This is a genomic window from Paenibacillus sp. CR_12, from assembly GCF_041953985.1.
Lineage (GTDB): Bacteria > Bacillota > Bacilli > Paenibacillales > Paenibacillaceae > Paenibacillus_AQ > Paenibacillus_AQ lautus_A.
Map to the genome: position 1 here is coordinate 94442 of NZ_JAVFHO010000008.1, position 20737 is coordinate 115178.

Annotated in this window: 14 protein-coding genes; 3 read left to right on the plus strand and 11 right to left on the minus strand. The window is 49.3% G+C overall.

What is annotated here, in order from left to right; genetic code table 11:
- Nucleotides 1–250: 250 nt before the first annotated feature.
- A complete protein-coding gene (locus RB297_RS24200) occupies nucleotides 251–2542 on the plus strand; it encodes an AraC family transcriptional regulator (RefSeq protein WP_375121669.1) in 2292 nt (763 codons plus the stop codon).
- A gap of 107 nt (nucleotides 2543–2649) precedes the next feature.
- On the opposite strand, the gene RB297_RS24205 is transcribed toward RB297_RS24200, so the two are convergent.
- From RB297_RS24205 to RB297_RS24235, 7 genes are all read right to left on the minus strand, one after another.
- Nucleotides 2650–4275: a hypothetical protein gene (locus tag RB297_RS24205; RefSeq protein WP_375121670.1), complete on the minus strand. Its 1626-nt coding sequence runs from the start codon at nucleotides 4273–4275 to the stop codon at nucleotides 2650–2652.
- A gap of 600 nt (nucleotides 4276–4875) precedes the next feature.
- On the minus strand, nucleotides 4876–5013 hold the full coding sequence (locus RB297_RS24210; RefSeq protein WP_375121671.1) for a hypothetical protein: 138 nt from the start codon (nucleotides 5011–5013) through the stop codon (nucleotides 4876–4878).
- 14 nt (nucleotides 5014–5027) lie between these two features.
- A complete protein-coding gene (locus RB297_RS24215) occupies nucleotides 5028–7952 on the minus strand; it encodes an alpha-mannosidase (protein ID WP_375121672.1) in 2925 nt (974 codons plus the stop codon).
- 205 nt (nucleotides 7953–8157) lie between these two features.
- Nucleotides 8158–9783, minus strand: coding sequence for an ABC transporter substrate-binding protein (locus RB297_RS24220; protein ID WP_036659698.1), 1626 nt, complete (start codon nucleotides 9781–9783; stop codon nucleotides 8158–8160).
- A 111-nt stretch (nucleotides 9784–9894) separates the two neighbouring features.
- Nucleotides 9895–10791: a carbohydrate ABC transporter permease gene (locus RB297_RS24225; RefSeq protein ID WP_015736932.1), complete on the minus strand. Its 897-nt coding sequence runs from the start codon at nucleotides 10789–10791 to the stop codon at nucleotides 9895–9897.
- An 11-nt stretch (nucleotides 10792–10802) separates the two neighbouring features.
- Entirely contained in the window at nucleotides 10803–11717 is a 915-nt protein-coding gene (locus RB297_RS24230) for an ABC transporter permease (RefSeq protein WP_009593214.1), read from the minus strand.
- Between the two features lie 287 nt (nucleotides 11718–12004).
- Nucleotides 12005–12853 carry a helix-turn-helix domain-containing protein gene (locus tag RB297_RS24235; protein ID WP_096776235.1) on the minus strand — a complete coding sequence of 283 codons (849 nt, stop codon included), beginning with the start codon at nucleotides 12851–12853 and terminating at the stop codon, nucleotides 12005–12007.
- A 146-nt stretch (nucleotides 12854–12999) separates the two neighbouring features.
- Between RB297_RS24235 and RB297_RS24240 the strand changes: the two genes are divergently transcribed.
- On the plus strand, nucleotides 13000–13941 hold the full coding sequence (locus RB297_RS24240; protein WP_096776236.1) for an MTP-1 family protein: 942 nt from the start codon (nucleotides 13000–13002) through the stop codon (nucleotides 13939–13941).
- Nucleotides 13942–14456: 515 nt separating this feature from the next.
- Nucleotides 14457–15542, plus strand: coding sequence for a substrate-binding domain-containing protein (locus RB297_RS24245; protein WP_192570880.1), 1086 nt, complete (start codon nucleotides 14457–14459; stop codon nucleotides 15540–15542).
- Nucleotides 15543–15690: 148 nt separating this feature from the next.
- Here the strand turns inward: RB297_RS24245 and RB297_RS24250 are convergent, their stop codons facing one another.
- From RB297_RS24250 to RB297_RS24265, 4 genes are all read right to left on the minus strand, one after another.
- Complete coding sequence (locus RB297_RS24250) at nucleotides 15691–17151, minus strand: right-handed parallel beta-helix repeat-containing protein (RefSeq protein ID WP_375121673.1); 1461 nt, start codon at nucleotides 17149–17151, stop codon at nucleotides 15691–15693.
- A gap of 407 nt (nucleotides 17152–17558) precedes the next feature.
- Nucleotides 17559–18686 carry a Ger(x)C family spore germination protein gene (locus tag RB297_RS24255; protein WP_375121674.1) on the minus strand — a complete coding sequence of 376 codons (1128 nt, stop codon included), beginning with the start codon at nucleotides 18684–18686 and terminating at the stop codon, nucleotides 17559–17561.
- Nucleotides 18673–19683 carry a GerAB/ArcD/ProY family transporter gene (locus RB297_RS24260; protein ID WP_375121763.1) on the minus strand — a complete coding sequence of 337 codons (1011 nt, stop codon included), beginning with the start codon at nucleotides 19681–19683 and terminating at the stop codon, nucleotides 18673–18675. The genes RB297_RS24255 and RB297_RS24260 overlap by 14 nt, the downstream gene beginning before the upstream one ends.
- A gap of 4 nt (nucleotides 19684–19687) precedes the next feature.
- Nucleotides 19688–20662 carry a spore germination protein gene (locus RB297_RS24265; RefSeq protein WP_255250629.1) on the minus strand — a complete coding sequence of 325 codons (975 nt, stop codon included), beginning with the start codon at nucleotides 20660–20662 and terminating at the stop codon, nucleotides 19688–19690.
- Nucleotides 20663–20737 lie beyond the last annotated feature (75 nt).

Consider the following 20737-nt stretch of genomic DNA (forward strand, 5'->3'; position numbering starts at 1 on the left):
TGACAGTGTTTATTATGTACGGAAGGAGGCATTCGGAATAGTCCTCATTGTGTCACAAAGGGTACTCAACCTAAGGATTGTGCGGCAATCGGACGTCCGGTATCATCTTAATTTCTACTTTGTCAAAATGAGGACTTCACACAAGGGTCAGGATATGATTGAGTAAGGAGGTCCCGGTTCGTTTCTTCTATGGAACCGTTACGTTATGCCCTTAAACCGTCAATCCATCAGCAAGGGGTGCTGGCATTATATGAAGATCAAACCCATTTTACAGAAGACCTATTTTCGAACCTTTCTTTTACTGACCACCGTTCTGATCTGTTCCATTATTCCTTTCGTCTATTTACTGTCTGCGGAATTCGCAAAATATACCATGCTGGAGGTTCGCAGCAATTCGCAGAACGAAGTCAACAACCTGGCTTCGAAGGCCGAAATGATTCTCGGCAATTTGAAAGCCAACGGGCTCAGCATGTACGCCGATCAGAATATTCAGAACTGGTTCTTCAATACAAGCAACGATCCGCTCATCAACCATGCTGCGCTCGTCGCCCAATCCAATTTCATGTCCACCGAACCGCTCATCCAGCGATCCTATCTGATTAATTTGAAGCACGATCTTGTCGTCGATTCCAAAGCCGGAATCGTCCGCAATGAATCCTTCGCCGACCAACGCATGCTGGAGCGCGTGGAGTCATTCCACCCCCAATATTTGCGCTTCTTTAATCATTCGCTGGATGGCTCGGACTCCCTGGCTCTTATTCTGCCTGCAACCCCCGAGAAGCCGTCCGACTACTATCTCGTGCTGCTCGTTGATAAACCGCTGCTGTCGAAGCTTCTGTTCGGCCAAACAGTCTCTTCGGAGCAAGACATTCGGATACTCGACGAGCAAGGGCAACTTCTATTGGGCGCGTCCAATCCCGCGCTGAGCGGACTGCTTTATCAAGCGAGCCGAGAGCAGCAGGTTAGCGATTTCCAAGTTCGGCTCCCCCATCAGAGATGGTTCGTCAATACAGCCAAGCTGACTACTGAAAATTGGTCGGTATACTATTCGAACGAGTATCATATTTTGACACGCCATATCTCCTTATTCCAACAAAAATTGATAACGTATACATTGCTGCTACTGGCACTCCTCTCCTTGTTGTTCTTCTGGAGTTCTCGCCGTTCCTTGCACTCCATCACCTTCTTGTCGGAAAAGCTGAAGGGAAAGGTTGCGTTCGCAAACTCCACGTCTGATGCCAAGCCGGATATCCAATGGATCCACGACGGCATCGATATGCTGCTGAACAATGTGGAACAGCTTCATGAATCCATGAGAAACCAATCCGAGCTCGTTCGAACGGAGCTTCTCGCCCAGTGGATGCTCCACGGGACGCCGGGTACCAAGAGCTATGAATATATTCAGACCAAGACCAAACTGGCCTCCTGTGAATCTCTGTTTTTGGCCGTCCTTCGGATCGAAGCCTATACCGTCTTTTGCGAACGTTACGATTTCCCCTCCCGGAAATTGATCAAGTACGCCATACGCAATATTAGCGAAGAAGTGATTGGAGCAGGTTCTTATGCGGCCGAAGGCTTGGATATGGGCGGCGACCATATCATTCTGGTCATTGGGGGCCATGCATCCGGTGAGCTTCAACTACAACGTCTTCTGGAGGAGACCCAGAATCAGGTAGCATGCATCCTAAACGTTGATACAACCGCCGCAGTCAGCAATGCCTATGACTTTGGCGCCAATATCCGAAATATCTATGACCATATCTACGAATTGACGAAGCTGCGATTTCTTAACGGAGAGAAGCAAATTTTTCTGGAGAGCGATTATGAAGAGTTCATGGCAGGGTATCCTACTGCATCTGAGGCGCTGGCGACAGCCGAGATCATTAAGGCGATTCGCCGCGGCCGCCCGGAGACCGCGCTCGTTCTGCTGCGTCAGCAGATGAAGCATGTCCATGAGATGCCTTATCGCGACTGTAAGCTTAACCTGACCTACTTTACCTACGATCTGCTCAAGAACTTCAACAAGTCCAGCGTCCTGCACGAAATCAGCAGCATCCAACAATTGCTGGAGCGGTACAGCACGCTGTCCGAGTTTCAAGCATGGCTGGAGAGCATCGTCACGATGCTCGCATCCGAGACCGAAGTTCCGAAATCCTCGAGCCGCAAGGAAGAGATCGTCTTGGAGATCAAAGAGTATGTGGACAACCACTTGCAGGATGCGCAATTGTCGATCGAACAGGTAGCCGACAATTTTTCCTTCTCCGTGAGCTATATCCGGCAGCTTTTCAAAGAGATCATGAACGTGTCATTGTCCGAGTACATCCTTCAGGAACGAATCGGGAGAGTGAAGGAGAAACTGATATCCAGCCAGCTCTCGGTGCTGGAGATCGCAGATCAATGCGGCTTCATATCCAAAGGGCATTTTTTCTCCGCATTCAAGAAGTTCACAAATCTCACTCCGAAACAGTATCGGGAAATCCACGGAGACTCCGCCGGTAAAGATGTCGCTTCTCCCAGCTTATCATGGAGAAGCGGCAGCTAAGTATGCTTGTTCCGCAGAAACAAGCTCAAGTCGAAAAGGACCTCTCCGGTAGAGCTCCACGGCGCATACGGAAAGGTCCTTATTCGTTTATCCAAAAAGCTCCGGCGCTATTTACCGGTCGCTTCTTGAACCGGCTCCAGTCCTAGCTTCGGATTCGCCAAGTCCAGTTTATACATGACTTGATTGTAGTTATACCGCGGCGTTGGGACATGATTCGTGAATGTATTCGTGTAGGTTCCTTCAAAGTAGATGATTCGGCCGCCGTCCTTGTTGAATTGTTTATGCTGGGCTACGTTATAAAAAGTATAGTCGTTATGCGTAACGATATGCTTGGCATTGGTCCAAGGACCTTGAGGCGATGGCGCTTCCGCGTACCAGACTTCCCCAAGTACCGATGTCTTGCCTAGTACCTGCTGCGCGATCATCACGTAACGCTGCCGATATTCATTCCATTCAATGGAGCTTTGGGCGATTTGAACGTCTTCACCAGTATCGATATCCTTCAATTGATAATAACGCGGGTCGTCAGCTTTGATCAGGCCTAATTGGATCAGCTCTTTCTCTTGTTCTTGGTTGAGCGGCTGAGTGTCCTTTTTCCAGCCCCATACGAGCTTGCCGTCCGCGTCGCGTTCCAGCGACGTTTGAGCCCCGTTGTATGTCGTTCCCGGCGTCAGGCAAGTAAACGCTTCGTACTCGGTATAGTCGATGATGGCGTCATAGCTGGCAGCAACGCGCAAATTGGGAATTCGGTGTTCGGTAAAGAGCCAATATCCCTCCCCGCCCTCCTCGTAGTAGGTCGCCTGTCCGCCCGGATGGCGCCAATCGTCTTTGGAAGGGAACTGGACGACCTGCTCAAACTCCTTCGTGGTGTCGTTAAAGACGAGAATACCGAAGGCGGTGGGTTCAGGATTGTGCGTGCTGTAGCCGGCGAGCAGACGCTCCTGTCCGGTGCTATCTTTGGCAGTCATCAGACCGAATACCCAGGCTATGCCTGCACCGTCAGGCAGTGGCGGCACCAAACTTTTGACGAAACCGTCTTGATTCGTAAAATAGTCCAGATTCACGCCGACATCCGGGTCCAGCCCCCCTTTACTCGGAAGCTTGGAAGTCGCACCCGTCACGCGGAAGTTCCCCAGTGGATAGGCCGGTCTGTCGGTATCGCCCCAAAACCAGTACAGCTTATTGTTGTACTCAATCGTCTGAACGGAATCCTGTCCCATGACCAGACCGTTGATCAGCGGCTCCTTAATGGGCGGCTTCTGCCCAACGAGTAAGCTGTCGCGATAAATGCCTTGGCCTGTCAGCCGGTACAGCCGCTCTGCAATGTTGATCCGATTCATCTCGAGCGTTACACTGCCGTTGGGCTTAACCTCTACAGCCTGCCCCCGGTTGCCAAACATATCGGCAGGAATGTCGTAGCCGTCGCTCGACATATGGAAGAAGACCGTCTGATCCATCAGACCCGGCTCGTCGAATGCCACAATTCCGGCACTGTCCGTATAATACAGCACACTGTTCGTCGTCTTCAGTTGGACATGAGGAATGCCCCTGCCCGTCTCGGCATCCACGACCTTGATCATGAATGGAACCTGGACTTTCATCTTCTCACTGCTCACATTCTGCTCGGCGCTGCTTCCGGCCGCCTGCGCTGCGATCGCGGCGCCCGGCGCCGTCGTGGCCATCAACAGGATGCAAGTCCATATCCCCGCACGTTTCCACTGTTTCAGTTTCATTTCTCTTACCTCCAGGTCTTTGTCGTTTTAATAGAAAAAATCATTGCACTGTCCCGATACCGTCTGTTCAAACCCTATTTCTACAGCCATGGTTACGAAATACCTCTGGATGCGATTGATCTATCGCGGCCAAGCGATCGAAGCGACGCTGAGTCTCATCGCTTCTCCGTTGTTGGACTCCTCACTAACCACCTCCTTTCGCAGTAAGGAGAGCAATACAAAAACGTAGGGAATCGAGCAATAAAAAGCGTCTATCGACGTGCTTATTCAATGAAGCCAGATTATATAGCACCGGAACTTTTCTTGCGGTATGAGGAAGCCTCGTCTCGAAGCCTATAATGTAAGCGAATACATAATTCTTTATGTGTAACAGCCGCTCAAGCTGCGCGGCTGTTCTCTGTGAAGAAACGTCTTTTGAACCCATAAATCTGCTTATGAATATCGCGCGAAGCGGCTCAGGCGAATAGGGCAGGTCCGCTTCGAAGAACTTCGCAGAACTTTGCATAGATCTCGGAATGCATATTGCGGATAACCTGCCCATGCTGATGAAGGAAGCACCGGTTCCCTTTTCCCCCAATAATATAGTAGAAACTCTACCAGCTAAGGACAGTTGACGTGAGGATCCCATTCGCATGCGCGACCAATCGAACCCGATCGCCTCCCGTATGGATACTTACGCTCACAGACCGTGATCGAGTCGCCGATCATGACCAGGGGCTGCCCTTCGTTCAGCCTCATCCCCTATTCCTCCCCTACGGCCGGAGCCTGATCGTCTTCACCTCGAACGGACGGAACTGAAGCGATACCTCTTCGCCCTCGTGCGGCAAATCAGCCAACTTCGCCTCCAGCATATCGGTCTCATAAACCGCCGCAACGGACAGCCCGAAGTGAAGCCCGCACGCTACGGAAGCTCCCTTGCTCTCGTACAGACGCACGATCCAATCGCCCGATCCGTCTTCGGCAAGCTTGACCGTCTCCGCGATCACATTGGCTTGATCGATGGAGAGCAACGATTGCGCCTCCCGGCCTCCTCCGGACACGAGGCTGACAGGATAGTTCAGCTCGTAAGCTTCCCGCACGACAGGACTATCCAGGAACGCGTCGTTCCAGAACGTAAATCCATATGTAAAATGGTGCTTCCCTTGATCGGACGTCTCATCCGGCCACGTCGGAGCCCGAAGCAGCGTTAGGCTCATCGTGTTGTCGTTGACGGAAATCCCGTATTTGCAATCGTTCAGCAGCGCAAAGCCGCGGTTCGCCTCCGCAAGCGCCGACCATTTATGCTGAACCACTTCGTAACGATCCGCATCATGCGGACGCGAAGCATGATTCGGCCGCTTGACGTAACCGAACTGAATTTCCTGCAGCGACTCGTTTGTGTGAACGCGAACAGGGAAATCGACTTTTAGCAGCTTATTCTTCTCGCGCCAGTGAATCGTCGTATGGAATTCCACGCGGCGGCTGCCGGCACTTAGCCGGATATCCTGGATCAGGGTCGATTGGTTCAGTTCGCGCTCGACCCGAATATTCGCGAAGAGCGGGCCGTTCGCGGTAACGGATACTTTGGCGCTCGCATTCAGCTCGACGGGTGCCAAGCGGTAGCGCCGATCGATCTCCCAAGCATCGAAATCCGAATTTTGATCCCGATACATCCGCATGACGTTGCAGCGATCCGCGGCCCATTCCGTGCCGGTCTCCTTGTCAAAAATAGTCGTTAACTCGCCCCGTTCGTTTATTTCGAGCGCAATCCATTCGTTCTCCAGACGCGATTCCGTCGCAAGGACCGCCGACGCTGCTGGAGCACCCGTCGTTTCCGCTTCTTCAGCCCTGTACGTCGACCAGCCCATGGAAGGCACCTCTACCTCGGCATAGCGAACGCCTTCGTGCAGTTGCACCGGCAGAATCGCTCCGTTCTCCTCCGCAATGCCATGAATGCCGACAGGCAACGCGACCAGTTCCTTTCTCGGCCAGGACAGCGAATTAAAGACGGTAACCCGGGAGGCATCGCCGTCCGTGAGCGCATCCAATGTATCCGAAGCCAAGTCGTACACGTTCTCATTCAATTTCTTCAGCTCCATCTGTGCCTCTTCATGGACGCGATGGATGGAGGAGCCAGGCAGGATATCGTGGAACTGATGCAGCAGCAGGGTCTTCCACAACCGTTCCAAGTCCTCGTAAGGGTAAGCCCGGTTATTAAGCAGCTCCGCCGCAGCCCCCCATAGCTCCGCCTCGCGGAAACCGATTTCCGCCCTCCGGTTCAGCTTTTTGATGATCGCTTGCGTCGTATACGTCCCGCGGTGAGCGGGATAATAGAGCTCTCCTACATATTTGGCTTCAGGAATACCTCTTTCGATCTGATCCTCAAAAAATTCGATCGGCGAGCCATGTTTCGTCTTGGGGACGCCTTCCAAATTGCTAAGCCTGCGCATAAATTCGAGATCATCCCGATTGGAGCCGCCGCCTCCGTCGCCGTGTCCGAACTGCGTGAGCCGCGTGGAAATTCCTTCAAGCTGGACGCGATCGCTCCACTGATGGATCAAGAACGACGGGGTGATCCGAATTGGATAGTAATCGCCGTAGTTCATCAGATGCGTCAAAATTTGCGAACCGTCGATCCCTTCCCACAGGAACGTATTATGCGGGAACGGGTCCGCTACATTATCATAAGTACCGAACAATTTTGTAGACGCGAAATAATGGATCCCGCAGCCCTTCATAATTTGCGGCAGGTTCCCGGAATAGCCGAATACGTCAGGCAGCCACAGCATCTCGTTGTCCACGCCGAATTCGTCCTTGAAGAACCGCTTGCCGTGCAGCGCCTGACGGATCAGGCTCTCGCCGCTGGGCAGATTCGTATCGGGCTCCACCCACATGGAGCCTTCGGGAATGATCCTCCCTTTCTTTACCGCCTGTTTGATGCGCGCATAAAGCTCCGGATACAGCGTCTTGACCACCTGGAACAAATACGGCTGGCTCTGGGTGTACATGTATTCCGGATATTCGTCCATGAGCGCCAGCTGATTGGACATGGTCCGCGCAATCTTCCGCTTCGTCTCCGCGATCGGCCACAGCCAGGCGACATCCAGGTGGGACTGTCCCATCAGGTACAAGGTCGGCGCCGTCGAACCGTTCACGCAGGCCAAGAGGGGCTCCATCAACTTCCGACACTGCTTAGCGTTCTCACCGAGCGATTCCTGCCGGAGGGTCAGGTCGATCGTCGCGAACACCTGAGTCAGGCAACGATCAATCTCCGCCACGCGGAGGGATTTGGAATCCAGATGATTGCGAAGATCGTACAAGCATTCCAAGTCGATGAAAAACTGATAGACTTCCTCTTCAAAAACGCAGAGCTGCGACTCTCCGAACGTCGGCCTGGAATCCGAATGTCCGGCGTACGCTTCCGCGACGATTTCAAATGACTCGCCGGCTTTTGCCGAACGGGTTAAAGTTACGTGATGATGGTTTAGGTCCTTTGCGCCGCTCACGCTACCGTTAATGTATACGGTCGCTTCGGATCCGAAATCAAGCATCGCCACAAGCCGTTTGCCATCGGCCTCTTTGGGAACGATGATGTTGGAGCGGAACCAGCCGTACCCCCATTTTTCTCCCCACCGCTGACCCGGAGCGAAACTCTCAAACGGTTGTCCATCCATTTCATGAATGAACAGTTGTTCCATTGTCGTAAAACCGGAAAAATTTATAGAAGTAAGCTTCGTTATCATAGATGGATCTCTTTTGTTTAGCAGCTTTTCCACATGGAATAAAATCTCTTTTTTTTCACTCAAGGTTTCTCACATCCTATGATTTCGTTATCTTTGTTTTGATCCTATCGTTTTGCAACATAACCGCCCCTCCGCGGTAAGCAGCGGAGGGACGCTCTCTCTATTCGTTTCCTAGCGCTCTTTGTGCAGCATCATTATAGATTTTCAGCGCTTCATCAATGTTGCCCATTTTTTTGACCTTATCGATGAATGCCTGCCAATTGTCGAAGCTGTTCTTGCCTGCTACGAATTTGGCTTGTTCTTCCGTAACGAACGTCTTGATCGGGTTCATAATCTCCGATACCCGCTGGCTTTCGCTCCCCGTGAGTTGAATCGACGGCTCGCTCAACCAGGAAGGAACATAGTCGTTCTCGGGCATGGGCAGACTCGTCAGGAATTCCGCCTTCTCAATCGGCACCTCTTCATATTTGCCGTTGAATACCGTATAGTCTGTCGCGGCAAAATCCACGAACGCTCTTGCGTCGCTTACCATCTGCAGACCGGGGTTATGGTTTCGGCTTGCGCGCATGCCGTATTTATCCCCCTCCAACCAGGGATCCTTAGCCGTTTTCAGCGAGTCGACAAAGGTCGGAACGCCGTCTTCTCCGATCGTATAGGTCGTGCCCTCGATTCCCCAAGTGATGAGCTGGATCATTTCATCCGAATATTGATAATCGATGAATTTGATCAATTCTTCAGGGTTTTTGACTTTCGAGCTTACGCCGTAGACTCCCCAGCCCAAGTCAGGGGTATTGCCGTTCACAACCTCCTGCCAGGCTTTTCCGTACTTCGGATTGTCGGGATACAACGAAACCGCGAAAATCTTCCCGTCGTCGGCCGTTCTCGTATACTCGGCCGGCGTCGTAAACCACTGCGTCAGCCACATGAGGTTGTCGCCGTTCAGCGCTTTTCTTTTCAGCGTATCGTCTGTATCTATGGTATACTCCGGATCTAACAGCTTCTCCGCATACAGCTTATTCGCAAATTGGAGCGCATCTTTATATCCTTCATCCAGAACTCCGTATACGTATTTCTCGCCGTCCCAGAAAATTTCATCCCGGATATGGTTCGCGGAGAACAGCGATCTCAAGCTGTTCCATTTAGTCGCAACGGGATATTTGTCGGGGTAGAGCTCTTTAAGTTTTTTGGCAGCCCCATAAAATTCATCGAGCGTTTCCGGAATTTTGATGTTATTGGCCTCGAACACGTCATAGCGGTAAGCAGACGTATTCTGGATGAGCATGCCGCGATCCTCGGGGAATCTGGGCGTGGAGGTTTCTTTAAAGGTGAACATGTTGCCTTCGGCATCCGTTACCCGCTTCATCCCGTTTTTTACCTTGCCAATGTAGTTCATATAGTTCGGCATTAGATCTTTATACTGGCCTAACTCGAGAAGCTGGCCTTGTTCGGCCATTTCGGTCGTATCATAGAATAAAGGCGTCACGAAGAAATCCGTCAGATCGTCGCTTGCGATCATAAGTTTGACCTTCTCGTCATATTCGGAAGACGGAATATAGTTATATTCAATCTCTACCTTCTTGCCCATATAAGCTTCCATGCGTTTATGCCATTCCTTGCCTACCAGGCTGTTCGGATTATCCACACCGTTCGCAGGCAGCGTGACCGAAAAGCGCATGACTTCTTGATTCTCTTCATGGGTATCGGTTTTTTTGGAATTATTCGAACATCCGGAAAAAACCATCAGTAGGGCCAGTCCGAGGACAAGCATTTTTGCCAATTTGTTCATTCCATTTCCCCCTAATTTGCACAATGAACCGCTTCTTCTTCAAATCCGCTATTCGTTACTGGTCATGAATGACTGCACACTCAGCTAACTTGCACCGCCGCATCCGCTTCTCTAGCCTTTGATGGAGCCGACGAATATCCCTTTGGTGAAATGCTTCTGGAAGATCGGATAAATACACATGATCGGAAACATGGTAATAATGATGACGCTCATTCGTACCGCCTTGGGATCAAGCGTTTCCCCCGGAGCATTGATGGCGACCGCGCCGCCTCCTACCCGCCCTTGAATCGCAGTCGTATCCAAGGTAAACAGGTAGTTTCGAAGCACCATCTGCAAGGGATACTTGTCCTGATCCCGCAAATAAATCAAAGCCTCGAACCAACTATTCCAGCTTCCGACAAGACCAAATAAAGCAAAGGTTGCAAACAGCGCTTTGGACAACGGCAGAATGATCCTGAAGAGAACCACCAAGTCACTCGCCCCATCGATATAGGCGGAGTCCTTCAGCTCAGAAGGAATATTCAGAAAGAAGGTCCGAAACAGAAACACATTATAAGCACTGATCGCACCGGGGAGAATCATGACCCAGACCGTATCCAACAGGTTCAAACCGCGCATAAGCAGATAGGTCGGAATTAATCCGCCTCCGAAAAACATCGTAATCATGAGAAAAATGGTCAGAAATTTCTTGCCCGCAAATCCCGGGATCGTGAGCGGATACGCCATCAGTGCCGTAAACAGCAGCATGATGCCCGTAGAGCCGGCCGCATAAATGATCGAGTTCAGATATCCTTTGAAAATGTAAGGATCCTGAAACACCGTCGTGTACGCTTCCAGATTAAATCCCTTGGGCCAAATCGTTACGCTCCCCGAGGAGATGTAACGCGTTCCGCTAAGCGATGTCGCGATAATGTTCAGAATCGGATACAGCACGACAATCAGGATGAATAGCATGATAACAACATTGAATACATCGAAAGCTCTGGAACCTAAACTAGCCTTTTTCAACATCCCACCACCTAGAACAAACTCGTCTCTGATACTTTCCGGCTTAACCAATTGGTCAAGTAAAGGATCGTAAAGGAAATAACCGACATGAATAATCCGATGGCCGTCGTGTACTCGTATTGTGCGCCCAGTATACCTTGACGATAAACATAGGATCCGATGACATCCGCTACTTCGTAAGTCTCAGGCGAATAGAGCAGAATGATCTTCTGGAAATCGCTCCCGAGGATTCCTCCGACGGCAAAAATCAGCAAAATAATGGTGGTCGGCTTGAGCGACGGCCATGTGATGTGCAAGACTTTTTTCCACCGGCCTGCGCCGTCTACATCGGCTACGTCATACAGCGTAGGATCAATTCCGCTTAATGCAGCAAGGTAGATGATGGTGCCGAACCCGACGCCCTGCCATATGCCGGAAGAAATGAAGATGGTCCGGAAATAGTCAGGTTCGAGAAGAAACATGATCGGGTCTCCGCCGAAGAATCCGACAATATGGTTAAACAAACCGTCTCTTGCCGTAAATTCCTTAAGCATCCCCGCAACAATGACGACCGAAATAAAATGCGGAAAATAGGAAACCGTCTGCACAAGCTTCTTGAAGCCCTTGTTTTTCAATTCATTAAACAACAGAGCCAATATAATCGGTGCCGGAAATGACCAAAATAAAGTATACAAACCAAGAAGCAAAGTATTCTTTAATACCCTGAACGCCATCGGATCGTTAAAAAAAGAAGTGAAGTATTTTATACCTACCCACTCGCTTCCCCAAATCCCCTTGGAAGCATTGAAATCTTTGAAAGCGATTAATATTCCGTACATCGGAAAATAGTGAAAGATTAACAGCGTCAGAAAGCCGGGAAGCACCATAAGATAGAGATAGCGGTGCTTGATGATCCTGGCCACCAGCCTGTTATTGGTTGTTTTCAAAGGAACACCTCCTGACTGTTAACACGTTGTAATCGGATACAGCTGGTGTTATTGGTCCAGGTCGTATGAGCCTGGCCATTTGGTTCGTTCTGTATGTAAGCGCATTCATTTTCACCCCCAGACTGTATCCTAACGTTCGCCGAAAACGCATTTGCTTTCGTCTACCGTCCCCTATAGATATGATTATCATGTTGTCTCACAACTTGTTATGCTAAGTAGAAAATAACACATACTATTTAAGTCGTCAACAGATAAAAATGTTTATGTACCCCTCGTTAATTCGCATACTATCTCCGAATCGTGCCGAACTGACGATACCGATGCGGCGTTAAATTATGCCTCCGCTTAAATAAGTCATAGAAGTAGCTGACATTGTCAAGTCCGATTTCAAGGCTGATGTCCACGATATCCATATCCGTGTTCATCAGCAAATTCTCGGCGTAGGACATTCTCAATTCGTTAATGTACTGGGTCGGGGACATTCCGAGGTGCTTCCTGAACATTCTGCATACGTAGGCATGCGATTTGCCCGACAGCTGGACAAGCGCAGCCGTTCCCCGCGTGAAGTGCTCTTTCTTTTTTGCCTCTCTGCATAGGGACTTAAACCATTCCGGTTGACCGGTAAGTTCAATCGGATCCGCGTCAGCCTTGATATACCTAGAGAACAGGTCGGTCATGACGGCTCTTACCTCCGCTTTGACGGCCAGCTTCTTCTCCTGCGGGATCAGACTGAGCTGGTCCAGCCGGTACCGCACATATTCCTTTTCCATTTTGGACAGCAAGGTCGACGGCGGCATGGCCGGTCCAAGCAGTCTTTCGCTTGGAAACCCTTCCCCCAAGAAAGCCATGAGGTCTTCCAGGACCTCGCGGTGGAAAGACAAATTGATGAACTGGCAATCGCTGTCCGTCGTTTGCTCATAATAATGAACGTCCCGGTCCCGTATGAATACGAGTGTATTTTCCTGCAGCAGCTGCCTTGTGCCGTTAATGACATGTACAACGCTTCCTTTCAGGATAAGAAACAATTCAAAGAAGTCGTGCGTATGCATGCCGATCGTGTCGCGCACCGAAGCGATCAGCCGATAGTGCGCCTGAATTTCAGAATCAATGCCGTCTGCCGCATAAAGCTTCAACATGGGCGTTATTCCTCCTAGTTCGTATATTGACTAGATTCCTCCGATGTCAAAACACCATAAAGCATTCCAAAATAGAGCAAGATCGAGAGCAGTACTTTCGATTAGGATAGAGATGATATTAAAGCCTGAAAGGAGATTTGCCGCGAATGAACTTACTGGAACAGCGTCAGCAATTCGATGCAAACAAACGCATTTATGAAAGCACCAAGCTTGTCTTCCGCGGAGTCGAAGGTTTCGATGTCTACAATCCTTCCATTCCGTTCGCATGGAACGGCAAGCGCTACATTTACGGACGCGTGGAGAAACGACATGAGTGGGCAAGGTCCTGGGTTCGCTTGTTCGAGCAGAGCGGTCCGGACGAGTGGACTGCCGTGCCGAATACGATGATTTATCAGCTTGAAGACCCTTATATTAGCGTGATCGACGAACAGCTTGTATTAGGCGGCACGCATGTCCGTTACAAGCAGGGACGGCTTGATACGTTCTACGGTTATTTCTACAAAGGCAGCGATCTTCACGATCTCTTCTACTTCACGACCGGTCCGGATTATATGAAGGACATTCGGCTCGTAGAGCTCCGGGACGGGAGAATCGGCGTCTTCTCCAGGCCGCGCGGCGAAGGGATCCGCAAGGAATTCGGCAGCGAGTCCTTGGTGGGATTCACCATCATCGACAGCCTTGACGATCTGTCACCGGAAATCATCGAGAACGCCCCTTATATCCGAGGATTATTCAGCAAGGATGAGTGGGGCGGCTGCAACCAGGCTTACTTGCTCGAAAGCGGGAAGATCGGCGTCATCGGCCATATCTGCTATGCACAGGGAGATACGTCGACTTACATGAACATGGCTTTCGTACTGGACCCGCGGACGAATCAATTTTCGGATTTGAAAATCATCGGCACCCGGCCTTGTTATCCGGATGGCCCCGCCAAGAAGGCACATCTGACCGACTGCGCGTTCACTGCCGGCATCGAAATGCGTCCCGACGGCAAGGTCAATCTTTACAGCGGCATCGGCGATACCGAAGCGGCTCGCATCGTCATCGACTACCCGTTCGAGAAGGAAGGTGCCATTGTAACCTTATAATGCATGTTCAAAAAATCGGGTTTACAGGACCGAGAAGGTTGGATAAAGCTAGGGACTGAGTAGCGGAGCGTACATAGCGGGTACGTGAGCAACGGAAGGCCCGGCTGAATTCAAGATTCGATGTCGAACCCGCTTCCTGATCTGCTTCGTCCTGGAAAGACGACTTTTTGAACAACCTCTTATAGTTGTAATTCCATGATCGAGCTGCTGGATTACCCGGCGGCTCATTTTTGTATCTGGTTGCGGTTTGGTATAGAACCATTCATTTTATGCAAGGTGTCCCTTAAAAAGTTATTATTATAAGTTAATAAAAACACATACTTTATTCGACCCTATCGTAATACAGAGCTTCACATAATTCAAACTTTTTATATCATTTCGCTTCTTTTTTGCTTGATTCCTGAAATTTCTTCATCTATTCGACAAAATCTTTTCCGATTCACACTCCAACTACGTATACTTTTTAAACTGATGTGCGCTATAATTGAGGAAATGTTTATACGAGGTGAACTTACTTGAACAAGAAGGACTTGGCTCTGCCAAAGTACCAGATGGTAAAAGACTATGTCTTATCCCAGATCGAGAATCGGGAATTTACGAAAGACGATCGGATTCCTAGCGAGTCGGAGTTCTCCAAGCTGCTGGATGTCAGCTCCATCACGGTGCGTAAAGCGCTGTCCGAGCTGGTGAACGAGGGCGTGATCTACCGCGTCCGAGGTAAAGGAAGCTTTGTCGCCAGCCAAGCTGACGCCTCGGAGAAGACCTCCACCTCCAATCTGGTGGCCTTCGTCATCTCCGGCGTCGACCTGTACGACAGTTCGTATATGCAGATCATGAGAGGCATTCAGTCCTTTCTAGGCCAGCATGGCTGCAAGCTCATCATCGAATTCGTGGAGAACGACTTCGAACAGGAGCGCGAGCTCATTCTGGGACTCATTCAAACGGAGCTAAGAGGCTTACTCATCTATTCCTCCGATCCCGAAGCTGCAAAGGGCTATCTCGGAGAGATTCGAAAAAAATCGATTCCGTTCGTGATGTTGGATCGTTCCCCTTCCGGCTATCCGGTTAACGTTGTCACCTGTAACAATCATGACGGTGCTTATGAAGCAGTAGAATACTTGATCCAGCAAGGACATCGGCGAATCGGATTCGCCGCTTACGACTATCATCTAAGCCCGGAGGTCGACCGATATAACGGTTATTGCAACGCTATGTCGAATGCTTCCATTCCGATACCCGATTCCCTCTTGTTCCTGGATAAGGAACTGGACTATGCTGCACTTGTGAGCCTTATCCAAAACGGAGAGCTGACCGCGCTGTTCTGCGCGAACGACAAGCGGGCCCTGGAGATAATCGAACAGCTCACCGCACTTGACATACGTATACCCGAACAAGTATCCCTCATGGGCTTTGACGATTTCGAGAGCTCCAAGTTCGCCAAGGTGGCCTTGAGCACCGTGAAGCAATATTTCGACGTCCTCGGCTATGAAAGTGCCAAACTGCTGTTCGAAATTACCGAGGGCTCATCTTACGGCAATAAGAAAGTCATGTTGCCTACAAGCTTGGTCATACGCGACACGATCAAGCCGTTCCAAGGTTAGAGCAACGCCAAAAAGGCAATGGATTCCGGATTGTACTCTGGAATCCATTGCCTTTCAAAATGCTGCCTATCTGCTTGGTACTATTCAGCGCGCTGACGGATACGACACCGCCGATTACTCGCCAAGGCCTTAGCATACTGCATGTACCCTAAAACGAAGAAGTAATCCTCTCTAAGTTCAAATCCGAATGCAAATCATTCCCTGTCTGTGTCCGATAAGCGCTGAAGTCATCATATTCTTCGCCTTTCCAGATCCAAAGTGATTGGTTTTTGCTGCTGTAGTGATTAAAGTCCACTATGTTCCCTTCATTTTGGGTGAACTCGTTGGTGATCATTAGCCCATCCTCATTCGCTATGATGGAGTTATAGCGTATTTCATTGTTCCTTGTATCGAAGGCCAAATTGATTTCACCGTAACCAAGATGCTTGGTGTTGTTTTCAGTGAACTCATTCTCTTTAATGATACAATTTTCCGTCCTTCCGCGATCTTCGTCATAACCGCCAAGCGTGATGCCTGCCGCGCTATTGTTATAAATGCGGTTAAGTGACACCTTTACATTTGAAGTTGAACCTCCGGCATGCTCACTTGCCAATTCAATCCCAAAATCATTGTCGTGAATGTCATTGTCGATGATTGCGATATCTTTGCCACCGTCAACATAGATACCAGCGGCGGAATAGTCGTTTCCATATGCGGGATTGCCATAAGAGGAGTTGCTGTATACCTGATTCTCCTGAATAACACCGTTTCGCGCCTGATCTAGAACGGGGTTCGGTCCGGTACCTTCAAACCCGATGATGTCGACCCCGATATTGTTGTTATGATGCACGAGGTTCTTCGTAACACGAAACCCGTCCACGTTTCCATTAATCGCCATGGCCTCGCTGGCTCCCAGCTTCAGGTTGTACAGCTCATTTTGAGTAATAGCAATCTGCTTGAGCGGAGCCTCCGAGTTACCGTAAACTGCAATGCCATGGGCATTACCGCCGCCTGCCTTCTGACCCGCATGGGTCCCCATATCGTGAACGCGATTCCCTATGATTTCGATATTTCTGCCGCTGCCGCTCACATGAATGCCGATGGGAGTGACATCAGCGGAACTTGTATCGTAATGGCGTATTTCCAGCCCTTCCACGCGTACATAGCTGGCATTGTCAATATGGATGACGCCATTTTCAACGGGTTGAACGCCTTTGCCGTCCATGACTGCCGTATGTCCCTTTGCACTGCGCAATGATATGTAGCCCTGGTCTGACGATCCTGATTTTTCGATGCTCACCGTTTGGTGATATACTCCTTCAAGAAGGATGACGGAACCGCCCGGCTTGACTAATTCGATTGCTTTCTGGATGCTGTCTAGCGGCGCATTCATCGTCCCCGGATTAGCGTCTTTACCTTGCGGCGAGACATAATAATCCCTTGCCGATGCTTCACCCGCCGCTCCCGCAGTCATGATCCCTGTTGAATCAGTTCCCGATTGTTCGGTGACAGAACTAATTGCATCACTAGGAAATATCTTAGCAATGAAGTAAGTTGTACTTACCAACAACAGAATGAGGAAACTGGCACCAAGAATAATCGAGATATTTTTTTTACGAATGATACCCACATCCTTAAAACCGAATAGTTAGTAGTATTTTATCAAGGCCGGGGTATTACGGCCAGCACGAGCTCATTCTTGTCCTCCGTGAGAACGATTGTTGAGCGGCTTTTTATTCAAGGAACCTGCCAGATTGAATCTATGGGAAAAGGGAAAAAGACTAGCATGATCAGCGATTCTGATCATACCAGCCCTTTTTAGTTCGTCTCTTTTATATGAGTGAGGGTACACCATGTGTTCCTACTGCGTCCTACTCCTTCTTGTTATTGCTTACATAAAGATAAGTTGCGATACTCATTCATTTCCTCCCTAACGTCCCACCAACTGGATAGCCAAATCCATCGTAAACGGGTGAACACTAATGCTGCTATTACACCCCATATCCAAAAAAGATGTCCTAAAAAACAGCTCGTCGTTTATTCCACAGCCCCCGTCGCGCCGATCCGAAGGTCGACCTCTACGTGAAATTGAGCTCGGGCAAGCTCTTCGCCCCAGTTATCCTGAGCGGCCTTGTATAACGGATAATGATATGCTCTTGCATACAGGCCGAATCCTGCCGGGTCAATTTTGTGCTTCTGAAATTTATCGATAAGCTTCTCAATGCTTTTCTTCATTTCCTTGCTTAAATTACTTGCCATTTCCTCGGAATTCTCCAGAAGCTCATATTCAAGAAATTTTTCCGTAATGCTGATAAACGAGTTAATCTTAATGTAGTAATGGAACCTGCCATCTTCATGGGAAGATTTAACCTTCACCGAAATGTCCCCTATGCTAAAACTCACCAAATCGGTGTTAAACGGCAATCGTTCCCGCACCCCCTCAACAGGAAAAGTGAGGCTGACTCCTGGTTTAGCTTCTTTTTTTAAAATTTGGAGAAGCGAAGTTTCTTGATAGCTAAGCGAATCCCGGTACTGTCCTTCTCGAGATAGCAGCGTCGAGCCCTTGAGCAAAATCTTTCCATTCTCGATCATGATCTCCGAGATGGCAGGGGTTATTGCACGGTCATGAAATTGTCTATGCATCTCTTGAGCCGTCGTCTTTACCGTTGTTGACCTTCTGCTTCCGGAATCGATCAGCGCTCTTAAAAACACGGAGGTTGTTGGCTGATCCAGTGCTTGATAATGAATGACATCGGCAACGGGACCGTCATAAGCAATGATGCGGTTAGTAGTCGTATTGCGAGGGTCGCGGAACGTAACATCGAGCACTTTAAACCAATCCTTATATTGAAGCAGCTTCTTCCCTACAACGATCACCTGGAAATTACGGCCGGCAACCGCTCCTGGAAACTGGGCGTCTTCCTGGTTTCTTGCTTGTCTTAAACCTTCTGCTATTCCTTCCCCTTCACGGCTTTTCTTCTTAATGTCTTTGCTAAATACCGGCGCTGACAAATAATAACGAAGCCTTCCGTCTTTGACATCCAGACCGAGGGCTAAAGGTACGGTTGCATCTTCAAGATTGGTTTTGTCATTACTGCAGCCTATCAGGGCAAGCAGCAGCATGCAGCCCATCACCGCAGCAGAGAATGTTTTAACCCCTCTCATGATCGCCTCCCCCTCTTACCTTGTTGGTCATGGCCACATACAGAAGAAGGCATACAGGCAAAGCGAATTCCATCACAAAACCAGTGAGGTTCAGGAAGTTATTCACTCGAGCAGCATCGATAAAGCTTGGCCTATAGATGAAAAAACTAACCGCAACTGCGAAACACCAAACGGCTAGGTGACCCCTTTCGTTGTCTTTTCCCAATAGCCATGCCGAATTCATGGAGACAAGATGCATGGAAGGGATCCATATGCAAGAGAAGACAAACAAGTAGAATGCAATAAAGGGAACTTCTATCCGCTCAATAAACCGAAGTTCGATCGATTTCATGATGCTGATGACCGGTTCATTGAATTCGCCGATTTCATCAGGACTGAAGTACACATAACACACAAGGGTGATTCCCAGGTAAACGAGGCAGGTGATCGTGTTCGATATCACCATGGCCGTCAAAGCTTTTTCTTTTTTAACGAGATGGGGATAAATAAAGAACGCGAGTCCGATACCCAGCATCGGATAGAACATGATTTTTACGGTTGAGAGCACCGGAAGCCAGCCCTCTTTTAAGACAGGCAGCAAATAAAGCCAGCGGGCATGGCGCAATGTAGATAAATAAACGAATGGAATCCATATGGAAATAAGCGCCACGATTTCGCTATATCTCCCGATAGCCTGAAAACCATGCTGCGCAATTTGAAACGTAGGAATGAGCAGCAGCAGCACTAGAACATAAATATACGTGCTGGGCAATAACCAAAGCTTGATAACAAGTGAAGCAATCATAAATCCGTCATAAGCCAGCAACAAATAATAGGCCATGAATATGAAGGCAGCCAGTTTAGATGCCCAGACTCCCAAATAACGCTGAATCAACTCTAGTATCGAACCATTCGGACTATTTTTCATCACCTTAACGAGCGCTGCGGATGCCAATGTAGCCATTCCCCAGCCAAAAAAAATCGCGATCCAACCATCTGTTCCCGCTTGCCTGGCCAGTTCTCTAGGAAGGGAGCAGCAGTTTCATGGGGATGATCTCAAAATGATAGGAGATGACCGAAATATAAAATCCCGGCAAAAAGATAGCGATAAAAAAGGCAAAGATTCGCAAAATTCGAAGGAAGGACGATATGGACCAACGAGAGCTGTAATCATCCACCGTCTGAAAAAAAGACATAAAGGTTGCAGGCGCCACCAAAACACTGGGCGAACCGTCCACAACAACGACGCAGCGCCCTTGCAAAATATGTGAAGCGGCCGTATCCGGCCTTTCGGTCGTAAGGATCTGCGGAAGCAGCGCAAGAGGCTGGTCTTCAATGAATTCGGCTAGCTCGCCGGTATTAATTATGGCATCGACATCGATGGATTGAATGCGCTCCTCAAACACCTTAATAATTTCCGGTTGAGCGACATCTTCCAAATAAATTAACGAAACCGCCGTTTGTCCCCTTCTTCCAACGATGTAGCGCCTTAGCTTCAACTCCTTGTCTGGGATATAACGACGGATCATGGCAATATTTTGTGAGCCGATTTCAATGAATCCTTGATGCGCCCCTTTGAGTGAGGGCTCCTGCTGCGGATCTTCGATCGCGCGTGTAGGCAGTCCTTTGGTGTCCAGTATATACGCAATGCCGCGACCTTCGATGAACAACACGCTGTTACCGAGCATAAGGTTCAGCCTGAGTTTAGTCCATAAGGATTCAGGCTTTACATACCCTACATTTGTAATAAAGTCATCGGACGGGTTCCCGGACTCAAGCTGAAGCGGAGCAAGAATATCGTGATTGAGGCATGTCTTATCGGTCAATTCCTCCATATACACGATTGCCGCTTTTTCCCCGGTTTGTTTAATGGTTAGTTTTCGTACGATCAGGTCGGGAGTATCCGTGAACATGTCTTGGATTCTGCCTATTGATTCGTTTAGACACGGAGTAATTTGTTCCTCTTGCTCATGGTTGGCAGAATGTTCCTTCATCATGTCAGGCTTTATTCCTCACTGGATGTTTTTCCTTATTATGTTGATTTTGGACACGGTTATGCATTCCCGCCAGGT